The 21,387-nt window shown below is 44.9% G+C and carries 21 protein-coding genes; 5 read left to right on the forward strand and 16 right to left on the reverse strand.

Annotated elements, in window-relative coordinates:
- Positions 1-42: 42 nt before the first annotated feature.
- The 3 genes from ABD846_RS03425 to ABD846_RS03435 all read right to left on the reverse strand — a co-directional run bounded on the left by ABD846_RS03425 (position 43) and on the right by ABD846_RS03435 (position 1,357).
- Complete coding sequence (locus ABD846_RS03425) at positions 43-360, reverse strand: hypothetical protein (protein WP_344822692.1); 318 nt, start codon at positions 358-360, stop codon at positions 43-45.
- 152 nt (positions 361-512) lie between these two features.
- A complete protein-coding gene (locus ABD846_RS03430; protein WP_344822694.1) occupies positions 513-800 on the reverse strand; it encodes a hypothetical protein in 288 nt (95 codons plus the stop codon).
- 44 nt (positions 801-844) lie between these two features.
- Positions 845-1,357, reverse strand: coding sequence for an RNA polymerase sigma factor (locus ABD846_RS03435; RefSeq protein WP_344822696.1), 513 nt, complete (start codon positions 1,355-1,357; stop codon positions 845-847).
- A gap of 125 nt (positions 1,358-1,482) precedes the next feature.
- On the opposite strand from ABD846_RS03435, the gene nadC reads away from it, so the two are divergent.
- From nadC to ABD846_RS03450, 3 genes are read left to right on the forward strand one after another with little or no spacing between them, the layout of a single operon-like run.
- Positions 1,483-2,325 (forward strand): carboxylating nicotinate-nucleotide diphosphorylase, encoded by an 843-nt coding sequence (gene nadC / locus ABD846_RS03440; protein ID WP_344822698.1) that lies wholly within the window; start codon positions 1,483-1,485, stop codon positions 2,323-2,325.
- Complete coding sequence (locus ABD846_RS03445) at positions 2,322-3,200, forward strand: diacylglycerol/lipid kinase family protein (RefSeq protein WP_344822700.1); 879 nt, start codon at positions 2,322-2,324, stop codon at positions 3,198-3,200. The genes nadC and ABD846_RS03445 overlap by 4 nt, the downstream gene beginning before the upstream one ends.
- Positions 3,201-3,219: 19 nt before the next feature.
- Positions 3,220-4,374: a peptidogalycan biosysnthesis protein gene (locus ABD846_RS03450; RefSeq protein ID WP_344822702.1), complete on the forward strand. Its 1,155-nt coding sequence runs from the start codon at positions 3,220-3,222 to the stop codon at positions 4,372-4,374.
- A 57-nt stretch (positions 4,375-4,431) separates the two neighbouring features.
- On the opposite strand, the gene ABD846_RS03455 is transcribed toward ABD846_RS03450, so the two are convergent.
- The 3 genes from ABD846_RS03455 to ABD846_RS03465 form a co-directional block, all read right to left on the reverse strand.
- The gene (locus ABD846_RS03455; protein WP_344822704.1) at positions 4,432-4,785 is read right to left on the reverse strand and encodes a response regulator; all 354 of its coding nucleotides are present in this window, start codon (positions 4,783-4,785) and stop codon (positions 4,432-4,434) included.
- Positions 4,786-4,788: 3 nt separating this feature from the next.
- Positions 4,789-5,325: a YceI family protein gene (locus ABD846_RS03460; protein WP_344822706.1), complete on the reverse strand. Its 537-nt coding sequence runs from the start codon at positions 5,323-5,325 to the stop codon at positions 4,789-4,791.
- 63 nt (positions 5,326-5,388) lie between these two features.
- Positions 5,389-6,108, reverse strand: a complete 720-nt coding sequence (locus ABD846_RS03465) for a pirin family protein (protein WP_344822708.1) — start codon at positions 6,106-6,108, stop codon at positions 5,389-5,391.
- 130 nt (positions 6,109-6,238) lie between these two features.
- Between ABD846_RS03465 and ABD846_RS03470 the strand changes: the two genes are divergently transcribed.
- Entirely contained in the window at positions 6,239-7,159 is a 921-nt protein-coding gene (locus ABD846_RS03470) for a hypothetical protein (protein ID WP_344822710.1), read from the forward strand.
- On the opposite strand, the gene ABD846_RS03475 is transcribed toward ABD846_RS03470, so the two are convergent.
- The 9 genes from ABD846_RS03475 to ABD846_RS03515 form a co-directional block, all read right to left on the reverse strand.
- Positions 7,156-7,746 (reverse strand): Crp/Fnr family transcriptional regulator, encoded by a 591-nt coding sequence (locus ABD846_RS03475; protein WP_344822712.1) that lies wholly within the window; start codon positions 7,744-7,746, stop codon positions 7,156-7,158. The genes ABD846_RS03470 and ABD846_RS03475 overlap by 4 nt on opposite strands.
- 94 nt (positions 7,747-7,840) lie before the next feature.
- Positions 7,841-11,416: a M4 family metallopeptidase gene (locus tag ABD846_RS03480; protein WP_344822714.1), complete on the reverse strand. Its 3,576-nt coding sequence runs from the start codon at positions 11,414-11,416 to the stop codon at positions 7,841-7,843.
- A 159-nt stretch (positions 11,417-11,575) separates the two neighbouring features.
- Positions 11,576-12,223: a YceH family protein gene (locus ABD846_RS03485; protein ID WP_344822715.1), complete on the reverse strand. Its 648-nt coding sequence runs from the start codon at positions 12,221-12,223 to the stop codon at positions 11,576-11,578.
- Between the two features lie 27 nt (positions 12,224-12,250).
- The gene (hflX, locus tag ABD846_RS03490) at positions 12,251-13,438 is read right to left on the reverse strand and encodes a GTPase HflX (protein WP_344822716.1); all 1,188 of its coding nucleotides are present in this window, start codon (positions 13,436-13,438) and stop codon (positions 12,251-12,253) included.
- Positions 13,439-13,586: 148 nt separating this feature from the next.
- Complete coding sequence (locus ABD846_RS03495) at positions 13,587-16,460, reverse strand: sensor histidine kinase (protein ID WP_344822718.1); 2,874 nt, start codon at positions 16,458-16,460, stop codon at positions 13,587-13,589.
- A gap of 506 nt (positions 16,461-16,966) precedes the next feature.
- Positions 16,967-18,115: a formimidoylglutamase gene (locus ABD846_RS03500; RefSeq protein WP_344822720.1), complete on the reverse strand. Its 1,149-nt coding sequence runs from the start codon at positions 18,113-18,115 to the stop codon at positions 16,967-16,969.
- 120 nt (positions 18,116-18,235) lie between these two features.
- Entirely contained in the window at positions 18,236-18,574 is a 339-nt protein-coding gene (locus tag ABD846_RS03505) for a dihydroneopterin aldolase (RefSeq protein ID WP_344822721.1), read from the reverse strand.
- Between the two features lie 2 nt (positions 18,575-18,576).
- Complete coding sequence (locus ABD846_RS03510) at positions 18,577-18,900, reverse strand: hypothetical protein (protein WP_344822722.1); 324 nt, start codon at positions 18,898-18,900, stop codon at positions 18,577-18,579.
- Positions 18,901-18,973: 73 nt separating this feature from the next.
- A complete protein-coding gene (locus ABD846_RS03515; RefSeq protein ID WP_344822724.1) occupies positions 18,974-20,155 on the reverse strand; it encodes a C1 family peptidase in 1,182 nt (393 codons plus the stop codon).
- 107 nt (positions 20,156-20,262) lie between these two features.
- Between ABD846_RS03515 and ABD846_RS03520 the strand changes: the two genes are divergently transcribed.
- Entirely contained in the window at positions 20,263-20,859 is a 597-nt protein-coding gene (locus ABD846_RS03520; protein ID WP_344822725.1) for an acyltransferase, read from the forward strand.
- Positions 20,860-20,908: 49 nt separating this feature from the next.
- Here ABD846_RS03520 and ABD846_RS03525 read toward each other — a convergent pair whose 3' ends face one another.
- Positions 20,909-21,289: a hypothetical protein gene (locus ABD846_RS03525; RefSeq protein WP_344822727.1), complete on the reverse strand. Its 381-nt coding sequence runs from the start codon at positions 21,287-21,289 to the stop codon at positions 20,909-20,911.
- Positions 21,290-21,387 lie beyond the last annotated feature (98 nt).

The raw sequence follows: 21,387 nt of genomic DNA on the forward strand, positions 1-21,387 counted from the left end.
CGGAGCGTTTAACTTAAGTGATGTTCCACGTGGAACATTCAATTATCGTGGTCCGGGACGAGCCGGCGGATGATGTGGATGGTTGAACAACTGGTCTAATTCCTGTACCAGTTGTGTAAATCGTTCTTGTTGCTCAGGACGGCAAAGCGCTTTTATATCTTCAAAGTGGGCAAGGTTTACCCTTTCGATGTTCTTTTGCTGTTCGCCTATCAGGTTAATCAGGCTGTCACGGTTAGCCGGCACTAACAAAGATTGATACAAAGTTCTTTTTAGTCCCGCTGTTTCCTTATCAATAGCAATAACAGCAGAACGATGCTGCCGGATCAATGCTTCATACTGATCAACCTGTGCTTCATCCAATTGTAACTGTTGGATAATTGCCCTTTTAGGACCTTCATTTATGTCAGGTCGTACAAATGGGTCCACGCTCGTGCGACTGTATATCTGCCATAAAAGAAAACAGTTGCAACTTAATAAGACAAGTATCACTAATAATACCAAATGCTGCTTTCTCATAGACTGCCTCCTTCATAGATATTATGATCCGGTATCAGGCCAGGTACCACTTCCGTATAAGTATTTTTTTGGCTTGCAACACCGTCGTTAAGTTTCCTGCTTAAAGAAATATTCGCGATAAGTATCGCCAATAATAAAGTAGTAACGCTGATAACTATTCCCACCGGAGCGCGTTCCTGTACTTGTCTTTTAATTCTGGCATAGATATCAACGACTTCAGTTTTACTGTTGCCGGCAGTTATTCCCTGTAATAAATCCAGTTTCTGTTCAATATTCGGTTTCATACCTCAGCTATTTATTGGATTGCTTTTTTGACGACAATCAGATGCTATTCCTTCGATGTCGCTTCTATACGTTTAATCAAATTCTGTTTTGCCCGTTGTAGTAAAGACTCGACGGATTTGTAGCTTAGTCCCATTATCTGAGCTACTCTTTCTATGGATATACCTTCCAGCCTGTTCAATACCAATGCCGTAAACTGATTTTCCGGTAGGGAGCGGATGTGCTGCATCAGCCGGTCCAGCTCCTGTTTATCTTCCAGACTCAGGTCTTTATGGGTGAGGATGTAGCTGAATCCTTCTTCCTGCTGCAGGAACGGAAGGAAACGAAGAAGCTGCTGTTTTCTTTTCTTTGAACGCAATATGTCCAGGCAGTGATTTACCGCAATTCTGTAAATCCAGGTACTGAGTTGCGCTTTGTCCTGAAATGAATCCAGTTTTCGGAATACCTTAATAAATACTTCCTGCATAGCATCTTCCGCTTCCTGTGTATGTTGCAGGTAGCGTAAACAAAGAGAATATACTTTGTCTCGATGCTCGTTGAAAATAAAATCGAATTGCAATGCAAAAGGACTTGGAACAAACCTAGATAAAATGCCCGTATATTCTAAATTATTTTGCAAATAAGGGACGGAAGTAGCCCGGGCTTCTGCTACCTTTGCGTATCGTAACACAGTTTCAAAACTTTATGTCTGCTCATACCCTGTTTATAGAATCCGCCCTGCGTGAAGACGTAGGCCCCGGCGATTTTTCCTCTCTTGCATCCATAGATGCAGCTGCCAAAGGAAAGGCTGTTCTCAAAGTAAAAGAAAGCGGTGTTCTTGCAGGCCTTGATCTGGCAAGAGAAATATTCCTGTTTCTCGAACCCTCTGCCATATTCAATGCTTTTATGCAGGATGGCGACAGAATGAACGCTGGAGATATAGCGTTTGAAGTTACTGCAGGTATTCATACAATTTTAAAAGCAGAGCGCCTTGCACTGAATTGTATGCAGCGTATGAGCGGTATTGCCACACTTACCCGGGAGTATGTTGAGCTGTTGTCGGGGTACAAAACCAAAATACTGGATACGCGCAAAACCACTCCTTTATTCCGCTATTACGAAAAGCTGGCAGTGCACATCGGTGGTGGTATGAATCATCGTATGGGGCTGTATGATATGATCATGCTTAAGGATAATCATATCGATTTTTGTGGTGGAATTACAAAAGCTGTTCAGAAAACGAATCAATACCTCAAAGAAAGGGGGCTGGATCTTCAGATAGAAGTAGAAACAAGGAATCTCAGCGATGTGGAAGAAGTATTGGCCGTAGGAGGCATCCATAGGATTATGCTGGATAATTTTACGCCTGAAGAAACATCAAAAGCTGTTCGCCTGATAGGCGGACGCTACGAAACCGAAGCGTCGGGAGGTATTAATAAATCCAATGTGGTGGATTATGCCCGCGCGGGAGTGGACTATGTTTCCGTAGGAGCTATTATCCATCATGCCGTAAGCCTTGATCTGAGTTTAAAAGCACAATTGCAATGAGCCGCAGGAAACTGGTCTTTATTGTGAATCCACGCTCGGGAGTGGAAAGAAACAAGCAGGTTCAGCAGGCAATAGACCAGATAATCGACAAAGATCTTTATGAGTACGAAATCCTGCATACCCAACGGGCCGGACACGGTGAAGATCTTGCCCGGGAAGCAGCAGCCAACGGTGTTTTTGCTGTTGTGGCAGTTGGGGGAGATGGTTCTGTAAACGATATCATCCGTGGACTGTACGGGACCGGCACAGCATTGGCGATTATTCCCAAGGGTTCCGGGAACGGACTTGCCAGAGCATTGCAGATTCCGATGAAGGTGGAAAAGGCATTGCAGCTGATCAACCGGGGTAAAACAGAGATGATTGATATCGGGAAAGCAAACGGGAAAATATTTGCAAGCAACGCGGGGCTCGGATACGATGCGCTGATCTGCAAGAAGTTTGCCAACAGCAATCGTCGCGGACTGGCAATTTATTCCTGGCTGGTGACTAAATATATGTGGTTGTACCGGGACAGGTCCTGGACAATTCGTGTCAATGGTGAGGAACTTAAACGCAAGGCTTTTCTGATCAATGTGGCAAATGGAACTCAGATGGGATATAATTTCAAAATTGCTCCCGATGCAGACTGGACAGACGGACTATTTGATCTCGTAATTATCCGCAAATTTCCCAAAATACTGGGAGGATTGCTGGCCTACCGTATGTTCGACGGAAGTTTGCTCAACAGCCGTTTTGTGGAAAGGATACGAACCGATCGTGTAGAAGTATCTGCTCCCGATCTGAAATGGATGCAAACGGACGGAGACCCGGTATCCTGCGCCGAAACAGTCGTGTTTGAAATGCTCAAAGGGGTGCAGAAAGTAATTATACCCTGATATCTGTGACGCCCACCGTATGAAGATCTCTTGTAAAACCGTAGGAAAAGCGGATATAACGCTGTATCAGAGTGCGTCCGGGTTACCGGACTCCTGGGACTTGCTGCTGCCCGACGGTCATCCTATGCGTAAACACTCACTGATGCTTTACGAAAATATGGGACTTGCAGATATCAGTTTTTTTTATGCACTTTCCGGAGACCCGGCCCGGCCTAAAGCGTTGGCATATTTTCAACTGCTTTCTATAAAGCCGTACCATCTGAATGCAAACCTGCTTTCCGGCTGGCAGGCAAGGACCATTCCTCCGCTGATCCGACTCTTTCACCCTACCCTGCTGGTTGCCGGCCATTTGTTCCGGCATGACATACCTACATTTTATTCCGTTCCGGAATGCACTGATTTTGAGTCTTATAGATATTATCAGGAGATGATAGACGCGGTTGCTGCACAGAGTTGTGCGAAAGCGAGTCTCGTTAAAGATGTTCCACGTGGACTGGTGCATTATTTTCAGAACTTTTCGGGGAAATTCGCACAATTACGGAATGATATATCCATGGAAATGTGTCTGCCTGATGAATGGAAAGATTTTACCGATTATGAAAAATCTTTGAAACATAAATACGCTCAGAAATTACGTAAGGTCAGGGCTTCGGTAAAACATCTTCAAATTGAAGAGCTGGATGAAAGTGCTGTATACGCCCAGTCTTCCGACCTGTTTGCCTTATATAGTCAGGTATGCCGGAATCAGACATTCAGCATGGGAATGGTAAACGAACAATTTCTTCCCGATCTGAAACGCGCCTATAAAGACAGACTGAAAATATGGGGATTGTATGAGCAGGGTAAGATGGTTGCGTTTGCCTCTGCATGGGTCCATGATGCGGTGTTCGATATGTTTTACATCGGTTTTGATTACGGCAGAAACGCGGAGCTCAATCTGTATTTTAATATTTTATATCTATCTATAGAAAAGGCTATTGCATTTCGTAAAGCCCATGTAGTGTTGGGGCGCACTGCGCTTGAAGCAAAAGCGCGCCTGGGATGTAAACCGCGTTACCTGCATACCTTTTTGTCTGTTCGCAGTAAAGTGCTCCGGGACCTCGTGTTTGCAAAGATCAATACACAGCATATACAGGAAGGTGCCTGGGAGGAAAGGCATCCTTTTAAAGCCTGAAAAAGGCGGATAACTGTTCGCTATCCGCCTGTGTTTCTCTTTTATGAAGAGCTTTGTTTAATTAAAGAGTCCGTTGAAGAAATTGTAGCGCGCTTTGTCGTCTGCTATTCTTTTTTCAAGGGCCTGGGTTATTTCGGCTTTCAATAAACCGCTTCCCCCGCCATAATGCTGTAAAATAATTACTTCCGGCTGCTGAAACAGGAACAGAGATCTGAGCTTAGCCTCGCTCTCAGGTTCTATACCACTGCTGAGCAATACCACATCATACTGCATTTGCTGGAATTGGAGGATCGCGTCTTCATCTGTGTAGGCGACTGTTGCCTGCCAGCTTTCTTCCTGTTCAATGAGCCGTTGCAGTACAGGAACAATCTCCCGGTTCCTGCCCACAACGAGTATCTGAATTCTATCCATACGCTATTCTGCTTGTTTAACCATCTGCACATCTGCGTGCAGTTTTACATCTTCGCTTACCAGCACACCACCGGTTTCAAGTGCTGCGTTCCAGGTAAGTCCGAAATCTTTACGATTGATTTTTCCGTTCAGCGTAAATCCGGCTTTGGTGTTACCCCAGGGATCTTTCCCGATGCCGCCGAATTCGACGTCAAATTCTATGTTTTTGGTAATGCCGTGGAGGGTAAGATCTCCTTTCAGCACATACTCACTGTCGCTTCTCTTTTCAAATGAAGTGGATTTAAATTCGAGCTTTGGATATTGCGCTGCATCGAAAAAATCACCGCTTTGCAAATGCCCGTCGCGATCTTTGTTGCCTGTATTCACAGACGCGGTTTCAGCATGGAATGCAATGTTCGCATTGCTGAAGTCATCTCCCTCTGCTACTGCAGTGGCATCAAAATTTTCAAATTTTCCGGAAACATTAGTAAACATCATGTGTTTCACTTTAAATCCTACTTCTGAGTGGGAGGGGTCGATTGACCATTTTGTTGTTGCCATTTTTTTGGTTGTTTTTATATTTTTTGAAATGATTTGAATAAAAGATTCTGGCTGTTATTAAAGTTACGGATTCATCTCCATCGGAACTTCTATCAGCAGTATTCTGGAGCCGGGAGCTGTTGCTTTTAACGTAAGCTTATCGGTTTCCCATACGCCCAGTGCATCGCGGCGTTCCAACTGTTGTCCTTCTACTTCAAACGCACCTTCCAGCACGAATGCGTACACACCGTTTCCTGTTTTATGAAACGAATAATCAGTTCCGGCACCCTCTTCAAAGTTACCCCAGTGCATCCACGCGTCCTGGTACACCCATACGCCTTCACTATCAGGATTGGGAGAAAGAATCTGTTTCAGTTCATTTTGTCCCTGGTCTATGGGTTTCTGATCGTATCGCGGCGCAACGTTCATTTTATTCGGATAGATCCATATCTGCAGGAATTTTACTTCCTGATCGTGGTTTTTATTGTGCTCACTATGTTGTACACCCGTTCCGGCACTCATTACCTGTATATCGCCCTGACGAATTGTAGCCACATTACCGATGCTGTCCTGATGTTGGAGATCACCTTCCAGAGGAATGGAGATAATTTCCATATTGTCGTGCGGATGTTTTCCGAAGCCGGTTCCGCCGCGAACCACGTCGTCGTTCAATACACGGAGTAAGCCAAAGCCCATTTTACCGGGATTATAATAGTGGCCAAAGCTGAATGAATGATAACTGTTCAGCCATCCGAAATCTGCATGACCTCTGTCTGCTGCTTTATGAAGAATTGTGTTTGCCATTTTGTATTCCTTTTTTGTTTTGATAATGCAAAGATGCTATCAACGGGGTCGCGAATCCAATAATGTAGATTAAGAAATCAGGATTTTTAATATTTCCAATCGGATTGCATACTTTCAGATATCGTTATCTATGAAGAAGCTGGTATTTGTATTATTCCTTTTTTCCTTTTGGTTCAGCGCTATAGCTCAAACAGTCTCTTATGCTCCTCCGGGAGCGAACTGGCATAGTTTCAACAGCAACTATTCCGAAAGCGAGTATTTCTGGAACCGTTATGAAAAGGATACACTTATTGAAGGTCATCTGTGCAGCAAAATAGGAGGCTATATAATAAAAGCACTGACACCAGCCTTAAAAGACACAATCAGCAACAGCGTAGATTTTGTGTATACAGGTACAGACACAATTTTTTACTTCAACACCTATTATAGCCGGTTTTTCCCATTGTACATCCTGAACGTGAAAGCCGGCGACAGCATAAAATATCATGTGCCGTATCCGCTTGGGAAAGACACAATGTTCCGTGTAAAGATCCACTCTGTTGATACTGTTTATATATCCGGAAGATCTTTGAGACGTTATATTGCCGAGCCCGCAAGCGGGACGGATTACTTTGAAATTCCTGTTTTTATTGAGCGTATTGGTCCGGTATATGCCACGTCTCCGGTTATTCCCACGCAATTTATACGTCCCTCAGACAGTCAGCCGTATCTGCGTTGTTACCATGATCATGAAATTGATTCCAATCTTCGGCCTATGGGAATAGATATGTGTGATTATGCTAAGCCGCTTTCTACCGAAGAGTTCATCTATCCACTGAGCCCTCGTCTGTTTCCAAATCCTGCCCGGGAGCAATCGGAATTGCAATTTCCGGAAGTGAGCTCCGGGACGCTGATGATCATCGGTTCAGAGGGACGAATAGTTTACACTGAGAATATTGCCGATCAGCGGACCTTTACCCTGAAGCTATCTTCGTTCTCTCCGGGAGTATATCATCTTTGCTTCAGGAGCAGCCGGTTTGTGTATCATCAATTGCTGACAATACTTCCTTAACCTGAAGTTTCCCGCCAATATTCCGCTTTCATCTTACTGAGAAATTCCGGTGTCACACCAATGTAGGCAGCTATTTGTTTTTGCGGTACGCTATTGATCAGTGTAGGATAAGTACTGCAGAATTTTGCATAGCGTTCTTTTGCGCTCAACTCCAGATTATCCAATACCCTTTGCCTGTTTGCGACAAGAGAGTTTTCGACAAGGATACGGAAGTAGCGTTCGAATTTGGGCACTTCCTGATAGAGCATTTCCTGATTTTTGCGACTGAGCAGCAGCGCTTCTGTTTCTTCAAGCGCATCGATATTCAGGTGAGCCGGCTTGTGCGAAAGAAGGCTGTACATATCCGTGATCCACCAGTTGCGCGGAGCGAACTGAAGAATATGTTCTACTCCGTTTTCATCTATTGAATAGGCGCGGAAGCAGCCCGAAAGTACGAATGCGGCATGATCACAGATCTCGTTTTCCCTGAGTAGAAAAGCTTTCCTGGAAAATTTCTTTTCCTGCAGTAAGGATAAAAAGTAGAGCTCCTCCTGCTTATCCAGCTCTATAAACCTGCGGGTATGCGCTATTATAACAGATGTGTCCATAAGCCTTGTATCAAATGTACAGCGCCTTGTGAAGAAAGTAAAACATAAAAAAGAGCGGACCGAAATCAGGCCCGCTCCAATACTTTTTAATACACTATTTACCGATCAGTAACGGAAGCACATGCTCCTCTTCGCCGGCAGAGATCTTCACGAGGTACCTTGCTTTGGCCAGCAGTTGCGACAGCGCGAAGTTCGCTTCGACATACCCTTTCACAGCATTCGTTTCGTAGGTGTAGATTTTCTGACCGAGCATATTGACGAGTATCATAGACACTTTACCGTCATAGTTTTTATCCAGCATACCCTTTACGGTAAATGCACCATCGTTTGGATTGGGCAACAATGTAAGCTTCAGGCCTGCATTTGCGCTGACGCGAACATCAGTAATATCCGAGGTGTCGCTGCAAACACCGTTGGACACAACGAGTTTGTAGGACCCTTCTTCTGTTACCAGAAGCATAGTGTCGGTTTGTCCGGATATTGCAACTTCGTTGCGCAACCATTGATAAGTATAGTCAGTTCCTTTAGTTGCTGTAAGAGTGGTACTCTCATTTTCTCCGATCGTCACTGTTCCGGCCGGGCTCAGCAACGCTACTGGTCGCGCCACTGCATCTATTGCGGCATTGCCCGACATATACATAGAACAGGAAGTTGTGTTGTTTGAAGCGATTACCGTATAATTTCCTGAAGTACTGAACAGACCAAAATCCAGCGCGTTACCCGTGCCTTTCAGCGGAGCGCCAATAGGGCCGCCTCCATTGTACAGCTGATAGGTCACCCCCGTATCAGAACCGGAAAGACTGACGTTCAAACCTGCATCGCCCAAACAAAGTTTACCACCACCCGATACGTTATACACAGTAAGGGCTGGTTTTACCGTAACGGTGACAGAAGGTGTTTTAGCGGGACAGCCGGATATCTTTACCTGTACGGTATAATTACCCGCCGCCGAAGCAGTGTAAGCGCTTGCAGTGGCACCTGGTATCGCCACACCATCTTTATACCATTGATAGGTATATCCGGTACCGCTGCCTGCGTTGAGCGTTACAGTGGCACCCGGACATAAGTTAGTATCAGAGGAAGGTGTAATGGTTACATCCGCGGGGGTACACAGCGTATCGTCTACGAGCATAAACCGGGATGAGGGGTTAAAACCGGTGAATGTGCCCCGGAATCCGACATAATTCGTTCCGGTGAGCAATACCGGTGTTACAATTGTTGCATTCGATTTATTGATTGTCGCATCACTCACTTCGTCTGTCTTCAGCAGCAGCAGGGAAGAAGGCACTTTTCCCGCAAGCTCAGTATTGCTCATGTAAACAGTGACATCATAAGTGGTCGTGGAACCGTTGATTGCAGGAGTAATCGTTACTTCTTTCAGAGAACGGTTTCCGGGAGAGAATAAAGCCGGTTTCATCCCGTTGCCCGACTGCGTGATCGTTGCCTGCACACAGCCGAGGTCATTGCTTGTATTCTTAAGGCCTGCTATCAGGTTTTTATTGGCGGGATTATAGAAATATACTTCTTCACCTGCAGGAATATTCCAGGTCCGGGTTGCAGAAAGATTTGTTTCGATGGGTACCGTACTTACCAGGCTGGGTATACTGTCGTTGTTATTGATATTAATGGAAAGGGTATCGAATGCCGCATTGATGGTTGCGGAAGTACCCATCGGATTTAAAGTAAAGGCAAGCTTCAGTGTTTTGCTGTCGTTCACTGTTCCGTCATCGAAAACGGTCAGGTCTGCATATTGCGTAGCAGAACTGCCTGCAGGAAAACTAAGAACGGTTCCGCCCAGTGTATAGTCCTTGCCGGAAACAGCAGTTCCCCCTGCCGCAGCAACAGTCACAACGGGTGTCCCTCCCGCAATGAGCGAACCAGTAGGTTTTATACCAATCTTGTAAACAGTGATGGCCGGGCAGGATGTTGCTGTGGCAAGCTCATTTATTTCCAGGCTCGCAACTTCAAAACCAATTGTGGTGCTGCAACTAACGTAAGCTGCACCCACCCCTACGGCATACCAGGCGTCGGTAACACTTTTTACTTCAGGGGAGCAACCGCCATATAAGAGAGCTGCAACATTTATTGATGCTGTTCTGCAATCCATATACGTGGCAGTGCTGCTCAGCACGAGCTCTGTCTGATATAGTATGGCAGGTGCTTTCGCCCATCCGAGTCCCGTCACGGAGTAAACGCTTCCTTTATCATTGGTTCCGGAGCCTCCGTCTGTGAGCAGGAAATAAAACTTATTCATCACACCACTGTTGTTGTGTACCCCGCAATAATCGTTTGAGGGAATAGGAGTGCATCCGGTCACATTATACCAGTAAGTGCCGCCATAAGTATCCGGATTGCCTCGCAGCTTAGGAAGGTCCATACGGCGCAGAGGAGTTCCGTTACCTATTTCCTCTCCGATATACCACGTTTTTTTTGGCTGCGCATCTGTTTCATGCGGATCGGCATAATGCTCAATGGTGGCACCCCAGCAATCGCTCAATCCCTCATTCATTGCTCCTGCTTCTTTTTCATATACCAGGTTACAGGTAGCTTCGCATACACCGTGACCGATCTCATGTCCGGTAACGTCGAGACTTACCAACGGATCGAATCCACCTGAAGAACTGCCGGTCCCGTCTCCGTAAGTCATATAAGCACCGTTCCAGAAGGCGTTATTATATCCCGAACTGAAGTGGACATAGCTTTGAAGTACGCCATTCATATCATCCCAACTGTGTCTGCCATGTTGCGAAAGCCAGTAGTCATAAACCATTTCCGTTCCCCACTGAACGTCGAGTGCAATATTGTGCGAAAGGGCCGTGGGCCAGGTATTGGATACGCTGGAAAAATTGGTTGCTGAACTGTAATTCGTTCCGTTGTTCATATTCAGGGTGTAGACACCATTTCCGCGCGTGGAATCAAACAATATATAAGTGCTGGCGGGCTTCGATGTCTTAAATGGTACGGTTCCGCTATACCGTGAGGCTCCGGTTGCCGATGTATGCTTCAGAATGGCGTTGGAGAATAATATCTTACCGGTGTTTGCATCCACATATACCTGCTGGCGGCTCAGAGGTTGTTCCGCATAGATATCAAAAGAATAAGCAAGCCGCACTTTACGGTCTTCCTTATCGTCCCGCATATCTTCGATCCATACCAGTTCACCCTCAGGCATAAACGAGGTATCAGGATTTCCGGAAATTTTTTTGATAAATGCTTCTTCCTCCGGGATTTGCCATTTATATAAAGTAGCCCCGACAAAATCGATAGCCTTTTCAAAGGCCGCTCTTTCTTTTAAAGATGCGCTTGTCGCCGGGTTGTCGCTGAAAGGATAATAATTTCCGGTGAAAAACTGTACCAGGTTATTTTTTACAGTAAGCGTGCTTCCGCCGTGTGCGACTTTGATGCCCTTATAATATTGGATAAAACGCATGGTGCTCAGGCCTGTGTTTGCATGGGTGGTATGCTGAAGCACCATTACATTTTCTTTGCCGTCGATACCAAGATATACGTTAAACAAAGCATCTGCCTTATCTGCACCGATATTTGCCGTTTCTGTAAAGCGCATGGATTTAATGGAATGATCAATGCTGTTACGTTCGACGGCGTATATGTCGTTAGCAGACTGAGCGGTAGCGAGTGTACCGATACCGGTAAATACACAGGACGTCAAAAACACCCTTTTCAGAAAAGGTCGAATCGAGGAAATCATATTATCTTAAATTGAACAAAAAGTTTGCTCAAGATAAGTATAATAACGAATAATTATATAAAAAACAGGGAATTGGGAAGTCGTGCGCCACTTTGTCCGGATAGGGACCGGACGGATTTCTTATCCGTTCAATTCTTTCATCAGGGTGGCGAAAGCAGCTTTCAGTTCAGCAAGTTCCAATTCAACTGCGCTTAGCCGGAGTTCTATTTCGCCTGTAGTTCGGGGTTCCGTGTCAGTTATCTCGTCTTCAACAGGTATATCCTCGGTAAACAGATGTATAAACCGTGCTTCTTTCTGACCGGGACGGCGAGGAAGCTGTCGTACGAAAGGCATCGGTCCGCCGGATAATTTTTCCAGTACGGTAAGTACCTCTTCAAGGGTGTCAAACTCATACAGTCTGCCCGAATTGGTATTGATCTCTCCGGGAGTCTGCGGGCCTCGTAGAAACAACAGGCACAGGATCGCGAGCTCGTCCGGAGTGAACGGAAACATCAACGCGAGGTTATGTTTATATTTTACAGTGCGACTGCCTCCGCCGGTTGCTGTGGATACCAGGTTTTTACGCTTCAGCCGATCCAGCGTCAAGGCAACGGTTTGTTCGTCGTAATTCACTACAGGCCTGCGGGATGTTTTCTGATTGCAGGCGGCGGTAAGACCATTAATGGTCATCGGGTAATATTCCGGGGTAGCTTTGGATTTTTCTATCAGAGCTCCCAGTACGCGAATCTCCTCTGCGTCTAGTTGCGGTAAGCTTTCTGGTGTTTCCATGCCGGTAAAGATAGTTGGAGTTTGTTATCAGTAAAAATCGGTCAGGTAAGGGTAACGCTCTTCGTAAAGTGCTTTTACTTTTCCGAGAACCGTATCGCGAAGCGAATCGATATTCCTGCGTTCGGTTGCAGAAACAAAAACGGCATTATTATGGGTGGCCAGCTGCCAGCGTTCATGCAGATCGAGCAGGAGTTCCTGTTTCACGCTATCGTCCAGCCACTCATCGAAGGTCTGCTTTTCATACAGGTCCATTTTATTGAATATCGTGATGATCGGTTTATCGAATGCGCCGATATCCTGCAATGTCTTGTTTACCACGCCCATCTGATCTTCATATGCCGGGTGGGAAATATCCACTACATGCAAAAGGCAGTCTGCTTCGCGCACCTCGTCCAGCGTGCTTTTGAAGCTCTCCACCAGGTGATGCGGCAGTTTGCGGATGAAGCCGACCGTATCAGAAAGCAGGAAAGGAGTTTGCTCATATACCACTTTGCGCGTGGTTGTGTCCAGTGTTGCAAAAAGTTTATTTTCTGCGAATACATCTGCTTTGGTGAGGATATTCATCAACGTACTTTTACCGACATTGGTATACCCCACAAGTGCTACACGAATGTACGTGCCCCGCTCTTTACGTTGTGTAAACGATTGTTTGTCGATTTCAGACAGACGTTTTTTTAGCAATGAAATTTTATCTTTCACGATACGCCTGTCGGTTTCGATCTCTGTTTCTCCCGGGCCGCGACTCCCGATACCGGCTCCCTGACGTTCGAGATGCTGCCACATACCTTTCAGACGCGGAAGCAGATACTGGTATTGGGCCAGCTCTACCTGTACCTTTGCCTGAGCTGTTTTAGCACGGCGGGCAAAGATGTCCAGGATCAGGTCGCTTCTGTCGATTACCTTGATACCGATCGCTTTCTCAATATTTATGATCTGGGCACCGGTAAGCTCGTCGTCGAATATGGCCAGGTTTATTCCTTTCGCCTGGACATACATTTTTATTTCCTCCAGCTTACCTTTTCCGAGAAAAGTACGGCTGTCCGGTTTGGGTAGCTTCTGAACAAAACGCTTATCTACTGATGCACCGGCCGTTTCAGCCAGAAAAGCAAGTTCGGTAAGGTACTCATTCACCATCGCCTCGGTCTGGCGCTGGTATATCAAGCCTACAAGGATAGCATTTTCTTCTTCGTGTATTTTCTTATTAGTGTCGAGCAAAGCAGTGTTAATATAAAAGTTCAGACAAATATCGGCTAAAGCTGCCTTCGAACCGCGTTAAAATCAACAGTACCTGATTTTCCGAAAACTCCTTGCCGGCAGCACGGTAAAGGCGGATCGTAAAAATGGTAGGAAGCTAATATCGATTTTATTCTTTATCAGGAGGAGTTGGTTCGCTTTGTTGTGGGAAGCCGGGTATGCATAACATGCATTCGACTCCTGTTATAGCTTCGTTTTTTTCGATGTTGTAGATGCTGTATGTTATTTCGAGCCTGTGAATGCGGTTGAGATGGTCAATACGTTGCCTGATATTTTCCACGGCATAAGATTCATGGCTGGTATCTGATTTTACTGCAGTTCCGAGAGGCGCACCATTGTGCCTGATACGAACACATATTCTGTCGTGTTCTTCATTCACGTCTATTTCCAGTTTTGCGTCTTTGCTGTCCTGCGGCCATATTCCATGTTTAATGGCATTCTCTACTAAGGGTTGTATGAGCAACGGAGGGATGCGTATATCAGTAAGGTCTGCATCAGGGTCTATATTTATGGTATAGTTGAGCTTTTCCTTGAAACGAAGTTTTTCGAGTTTGAGATAGTTTTCAATGAGGTCAATTTCCTTTGTAATGGGAATAAGGTCATGGGTCATATTATGCATGTTCTGCCTGAGCAGGTTGGAGAATATGCGTATGTATCTGCTGGCCGGAGCAGTTTCATGATTGTTTACCATACTCTGCAGGCTATTGAGAGAGTTGAAAACAAAGTGCGGGTTCATGAGAGCGTTGAGGCTTCTGTATTCGGAGATGAGAAAGCGGACTTCATTTTCTTTTTTTCTGAGTCTTCGTTTGATGTTCCATCTGGCAGCGAGCGATACGAGGATTACCAGAGCAGCGAGACAGCAGATCAGGAACCACCATTGCGCCCACCAGGGTTTGTTGACCTTTAGAACAAAGACAGCTTCGATGCTGTATTCACCGGACAGTGTTTTTGCCCTGACTTTGATAATGTGGTTTCCGAAGAAGAGTTTGATAAGGTTGAGCTCTTCTCCCTGTATGGAAACCCACTTACCTTTTTTGTTACCGGAAAGGATAGCGTATTCATAAGTAAGAACAGTATTGAAGAAAGAGACGGGCTGAAATTTTATTTTGAGGTCCTGAGCGTCGTTAAAGGAAAGAGCAATTGTATCGGTGACGGGTATTTTACGGTTACCGCTGGTGATGTAGGTAAAGTGTACGCCTGGCATTGTTTTTTGTTGGGCGAGGTATTTATCGGGGAACAGGAACATTTCACCTTTGGCGAACATCATCAGTCCGGAATCTGTAGCGGTAACGTAATCCGGCTGATAAGGAATAAATGGGTTATCGAGTGTACGGATGCGGAAAGAATTTTTACCGGAGCGGGAAAAGAACCGGAGTAGTCTTGGGTAGTTGTTGGTGGTGATGAAGAGCGTGCTGTCGTTCAGCTTCAAAAACTTGTTCCATACACAACCATTATTATCGAGAGTATCCGCGGAAACAGATCGCTCATCGTGATCGCGGCATACAACCAACCGGTTACCGTCGCTGATACCAACGAGGTATTGTTTCATGAATACCATCTCGCGGAATGCCAGATTTCCAAATTGTGGCTGAGGTACAAAATTGTCTGACCTGATCTGATAAATCCTTTCCGCTGTGGATACCCAGATAGTTTTATCATCACGTTCGGCAAAACCAAAAAGGGAGATTAACGGCTCTCCTATTCCGAAATGAGCTTTGACGGTAATCAACCGCTTCTTTTCCAGATCATGTACATCCAGTCTCACTATTTTGTGGCGGATTTCCGTAACCAGATCTGTATCACGGTCTGCATAATAGTTTATGGACGTATTAAAGTCCAGATCTTCAATTATTTCCGGCTTAGGATGGTCCGTGGCAAGTGAAATTCTGTAGTTGGTATCGCGGCAAAGACTGTAGAAGTAGTTATTCCTGATAAAATTCAAAGTTGGTATCAGCTGGCTAAACTGATGAACATCGATTGATTTTATTTTTTGAAATGAAGGACGTTGGTATATCGAAACAGCCTTACGTTTATCCAGCAGGAGTAACTCGTCGTTTACGAACTGTGCATGATCAATCCTGCCTTCAGGCTTCGGATATAATTTATTGCGTATTTTATGATCCAGATCGAATAAAAACAGACCATCGGCAGCAGTACCTACTAATAGCAGTTTTTTGTCTACAATTGCGGAAAAGGCTGAGGATACTTCCTCAAAGCGTTGACCATTATTACCTTCAATTCCGCTGTTTGCAACAAAAAAAGTGTCGGTCTCATTGCATAACAGTTGATTGAGTACGGCATTTTTAGAATTATTGTAGTGTGTTACTTTATTTAGTGTGATAGCATCGTCTATTGTATACAGATCATCGTTTTCCAGGATCAGGATCAGTCTGCCTTGTTTAAAAGTAACGTTTTTAACCCGTGGGTAAATGGGGACTTCTTTCTCTACCCTGCCGGTACGAAAGTTAAATATCAGTGCTTCTGTTTTATAAATAAGCAAATAGCGATGATCGGATACTTTCCTGGCATATTTAAATGTATTAAGGTAGTATTTGTATTTGAGAGGAATAGACTCTGAATTCAGAATGGTCACTTTCTGATCTTTGATTTCCACAATGGGATGGTCCTCTTTAAAGAAAAAACTGATGCTCGTATCTTTGTTTATAACGATATCGGTGGTGTGCGTAAATACAAATGGGAGCTTTAGCCATGGAGTATTCTTTTCATTGTAAAAAGTCCCGTTTTTATAAAAACACAGATGTCCGTTATAAGTACCGATCCAGAGACGCCCGCATTGATCCGGCCGGAAGAAGAAACACTCATTGTCACTGAGTCCGTCTGCGGTAGTGAAATTTTCGAAAGTAAGTCCGTTGAAGCGCGAAATACCTTTATCGGTACCTAACCAGAAAAGCCCTTTCGGATCCTTATAAATATCATAAATGGTATTACTGGCCAGTCCGTTGTTGATTGTATAATGCAGCATGGGATAATGCTGGGCATGCGACCATAGCGGTAATAGCAGCTGCGTTAGCAGTCCAAAAAGCAGGTTACGGATCTTGCTCCTGTAATAAGCTAGAGGCATGTGCGCTGTCGGAAAAAGAAATTTATCATCATTATATTGCAGAAAATCCGGAAGCAATTCAAATACCGTTCTCCTGCATTATGATAGTTCACCCGCAATCAGCATGCAGACTCCGGTCTCGGTGCTTTCGGTAAAAGCATTATAACTTCAGGATTGTAAAGCAAAGCTAACCTTAGTCTGAACGCGCTTTTTACCGTTCGTAAAATAAGGTCTGCCGTTCATAAAATATAAGACGAGTTAAAATAGTAAAGTCTTCATTTTTGTAAGGTATTGGAGCAATGCATCAATATAACCAAATCCGGCTTTTCTCATGGCCAATCATCTCCATTAAAACGAAGTTAGACGCTTCGACAAAACAAATATAAAACGGCGTGTCAGTCTCAGACACGCCGCTTTTATTTTATCCGTTAAGCCCTTTCCTGAATCCGCAGCCAACGCTCTGGTATCTCGTTCTCACTCGCAAGCAGGTAATCATTATAACTACATGGCTCAAAGCTGCCATCCGGTAATTGCATCCACCAGCGATTGCTGCGCTTGCTCTTGATAAAAGTTATGTCGTTACCTGTAAACTGAAGTTGGTACTCTATAAATTCATTCTTGTCGGAAAGACTCGCTTCGTGTTTACGCAGGTAAAAGCCATCAATAAAATACCAAAGCATTTGTGCAGCCAGTGTGGCAGTCATATCATCTTTATCCAGCGCTTCGTCGAATCCGTAAATACCGAAGGAACTTAATTTACTGCTCATGCCAGCAAACCGGGTAAGGGTACAGGCTTCATCTCCCGCAAGTCCGTTCGGGCTTCCCTGTTTGTTCATAGGCGCATCACTGTATTTCACAGCGTTCAGATCGAAACTCAGCAGATGGCTTCCCCTGATCACAGGCTCCATTTCTTCAATCTGCTCTTTCACTCTGCCTACGCGGAAAAAATCGAATCGTATTTTATCCAGTGTTTCCAGCATCACCGGGTTTACAAAATAGCTTTGAAAACCGATGTGATTATAATGTGCTACGAAATTAGGACTCGTGGTCAGCATCTCCATCAGAAAACTCCGGGAGGTAGTCAGTTCCGTTTCATCCAGATCCACCAGCATATCCACGACCGTTGCGTTGATAACCTGCTGCGCCTTTTTAAATACGTCGTATTGTTGCAATGTAAGGTCATGGCTGCCTCCCAGAACAACCGCTATTTTACCGGCAGCATGAATCTCCTGTAATATGGTGCGCAAAGCGGCTCTTGTGTCGTCGATATCAGCACCCCGCACTATATTGCCCGCATCGAATATACGGATACCGGAATGCCAGTTGTAGAGTTTGTAGAATTGTCTGCGTATAGCGTCGGGAGTATCATCCTGCGAATCCGCATCGGGATGTTCACCACGATTCTCCCCGCATCCGACTATCACGATATCTGCTTCCGTCCAATCAAAATTTCCGTCGGATGGATAGTCTGTCAATGCTCCCCACTGAAGGGCGTCGTAGGTGTTCTGGTGATCCTGTAAAAAATGTGTCTCTGAAAAAAAAGCCTGTAAGTCCTGCATACCGACAAAAATAAGCATTCACATCAGTTTCTTCAGAAACAAAACGTGACCGGAAATAATCTTTTCCACAGCAGGATATTGTTGGCGGACAGCCTGCAGACCAGGGTAAGTGTTCCTGTTTTTGATGTACTCTTGCCTTTATAATTCGAGGCACACCTGCGAATAGCCGATCTTGCCTTCCATGGGCGGATGTAGTTTCCGGACACACACCCGCACCCGTGCGACAAAAGGAAAATGCGTCCGGATATTTTTGTGGATATGCTCACACAACAACTCCAGTGTGCTTCTTTCCGGATGGAAAGCATCTCTTACTATTGTATTGAGAACTGTGTAGTCGACAAAAAAACCGGAACGGTAATCGCTCACTTCAGTCCATACATCCACATCCGTTTCAAATTCATTTTCCAAAACGGATTCTTCAGGATATAGTCCAAGTGTAATGAAGGTCTTCACACCATGAAGCGATACAGTATACATGCCTAGTACAGGTCTATTGAATACAGCAAGACTTTATTGTCTTTACTGATCCCGAATAATTGACTTTTGAATACTTCGAAGCTTTCGTACAGCTCCATTAGTTTTTCTGCGAGCCGGATGCGGCGCTCTTCATCATCCACCTCCATGATTTCTTCCTCGTCAGTAAGTCCGGCCTTATACTCCTGAAAAGCCTTATTGGCCAATACTTCCTGGTCAATTTCTTTCATTATAGCCGCAACATCGGAAGAAGGATCTCCCAGGCCGAAGTCGAAAAGCTGCTCCAGCAAAGTGTCCTCATCACTGAATTTCTGATTCTTAATAAACATACCGGCCCAAAAATACAAACAAAAATCCCTGCCGCAATGGACAGGGATTTTAAAGAAAAATACATTACCGGAATCAGTTGATATTCATTTTGCTCCGCAGTTCACCCGGAATTGCATGCTTATTCAGCAGGAAAGCTGTTGTTTTTAATTCCACATACGCTTTGGTTACATACAGATAACCTTTATAGTCGTTGGTTGTTCCCCAGCTGTTTTTCACGATGTAATACTCTTTCCCGTTCTGATCCTTGGCTTTTCCCACGATGTGCATTCCATGGTCATCCGTGGTACTGTAGTTATCAAAGGCCTGCTGACGCATTGCAGGAGTGATGACACGTTCAGGCTTCGGCCCATTGAACATATCTTTCTTCTCGTCATCGCTCATATCATCGTACTCTTTTTCCGGTACATAAGCTACGCCATTTTTCCAGGAGAAAGATTTCTCGCTTACATCTGTTGCCCAGGCTACAGTGTAACCTTTGTCGAGAGCATTATCGATGATATCAGTGATATCTCTCATTTTTACATTGTACACCTTGTCGAAGCTCCAGTTGTCCGGCACCATCAGCATAGTCTTTCTGTAATATGGCTTGTCGGTAAATGAAGACAACTCGATATAATCATCGGGATTAAGACCCACCACCTCATCGGCAAAGCTCTGAGGTGTATACGTTCTTCCTTTGTACTTAAATGTTTCAGGCACCTCGCCCAGGTATGAATCCATAACCGCTTCAAAAGCTTTTCTCCAGTTTGGCGACAGTTTCCCGTTCGGGTTTTTCACGAGCGCATCCAGCATGGCCTGTAATACAGCCTGCATCTCCGCGAATTTGTTTTTGCTGAAACCGTAATGCAACCCGGAATAAGCACTCTGAGGCATCGCACCGTATTTTGCATACATGTTGATTACGTCATGACACGCACCACCATCACCCCAGGAAACGGCTCCATGCATACGGACATACGCGTCTGCCTTTTCACCATAAACCTTGCGTGCGGCATATATCTGCGCCAGTTCAACGGGCTCCTTTCCTTTGCGGATCATTTCACTTTCCAGGAAAGAGTTGGTGGAATAACTCCAGCAGGTTCCCGAACTGGCCTGATTTTTCACAGAAGTATTACCCAAATCGATTACATGCTTAAACTTATATTTGTTTTTAGAGCTGTCGCTGCTGTTTTTATCGATCTTTTTGATCAGATCGTCCTGTGCCAGTACACAAAGAGGCAGCATTGCAGCCGCAATAAGGGAAAGTTTTTTCATTAGTACGTCTAAAAATTTTGGAATGCTAAATTAAGCTTATCTGCCAATAAACGGGTGCGGAAGCGGCGTGAAAAAAGGTGTGAGTTTTTTAAAGGCTATTTTTGTGTATGATCTATTCTTTTAAAGGGTTTGTTCCCGTTGTTGACGCTACTGCGTTTGTGCATCCTCAGGCCGTGGTTACGGGCAATGTGATTATTGGCAGGGATGTATATATAGGTCCTGGTGCTGCACTCAGGGGAGATTGGGGGGCAATTGTTATTGAAGACGGTTGTAACGTGCAGGAGAACTGTACTATCCATATGTTCCCGGGTAAAACAGTCCTTTTGAAAGCGGCTGCCCATATCGGGCATGGTGCCATCATTCATGGAGGTACCGTTGGCTATAATTGTATGGTAGGTATGAACGCCGTTATCATGGACGATGTGATAATCGGTGATGAAAGCATCATCGGCGCGCTTTCGTTTGTAAACGCCGGTATGCAGATTCCTTCACGTTCCCTGGTGGTAGGCAATCCGGCTAAAATAATTAAAGAAGTGAGTGACGAAATGATCGCCTGGAAGACCAAAGGAACGGCCCTTTATCAGCAATTGCCGAAGGATTGTTACGACAGCCTTATTGCCTGCGATCCATTGCGCGAAGTGCCCGCTGACCGGCCTCCGCAGGAGGCATTGTATGAGATTTGGGAGAAGATAAAAAACCAATAAAAAAAGGGACTTCGGTTGGAGTCCCTTTTTTTATTGTCTGGTAGATCCATTAATAATATTTGCCCATTTTTATCAGGGTAAAGATCAGACCTGGCAGATAGAACAGGATGTACAGCAGTAAAGAGATCAACCAGTCGTAACCCTCGAAGTCATCGTTGATTCCCATTGCCAGCCATCCCAGCCAGAATATTGCAAGGATAACATACAATACTACAGGTATTGTATCGGCTGTACGTTTTGCCTTTTTAGTATGCATTGTTTTTTGCATTTCAGTTACTGCAGGTGCCGGGGTTGTTGTAAGGGTGGCGGCCTGAGCTGGCTCGCTAGCAGCCTGCGCGCTTACTGGTTGTTTCACCGGAAATGCGGCTTCAGAGATGTTGCTGATGCTTACAAAAAGAACAGCAAAGAAAATTGTCAGGAGTTTTTTCATAGTAGTACAAATTTTATTCCCCCCAAAAATATAGTTCCTTTATGAACAAATCCCAAAAGTTGCGTTAAACTCTCAATATCCGTTTCCAATTACCCGAT

This window comes from Rurimicrobium arvi (assembly GCF_039540495.1).
Classification (GTDB): domain Bacteria; phylum Bacteroidota; class Bacteroidia; order Chitinophagales; family Chitinophagaceae; genus Rurimicrobium; species Rurimicrobium arvi.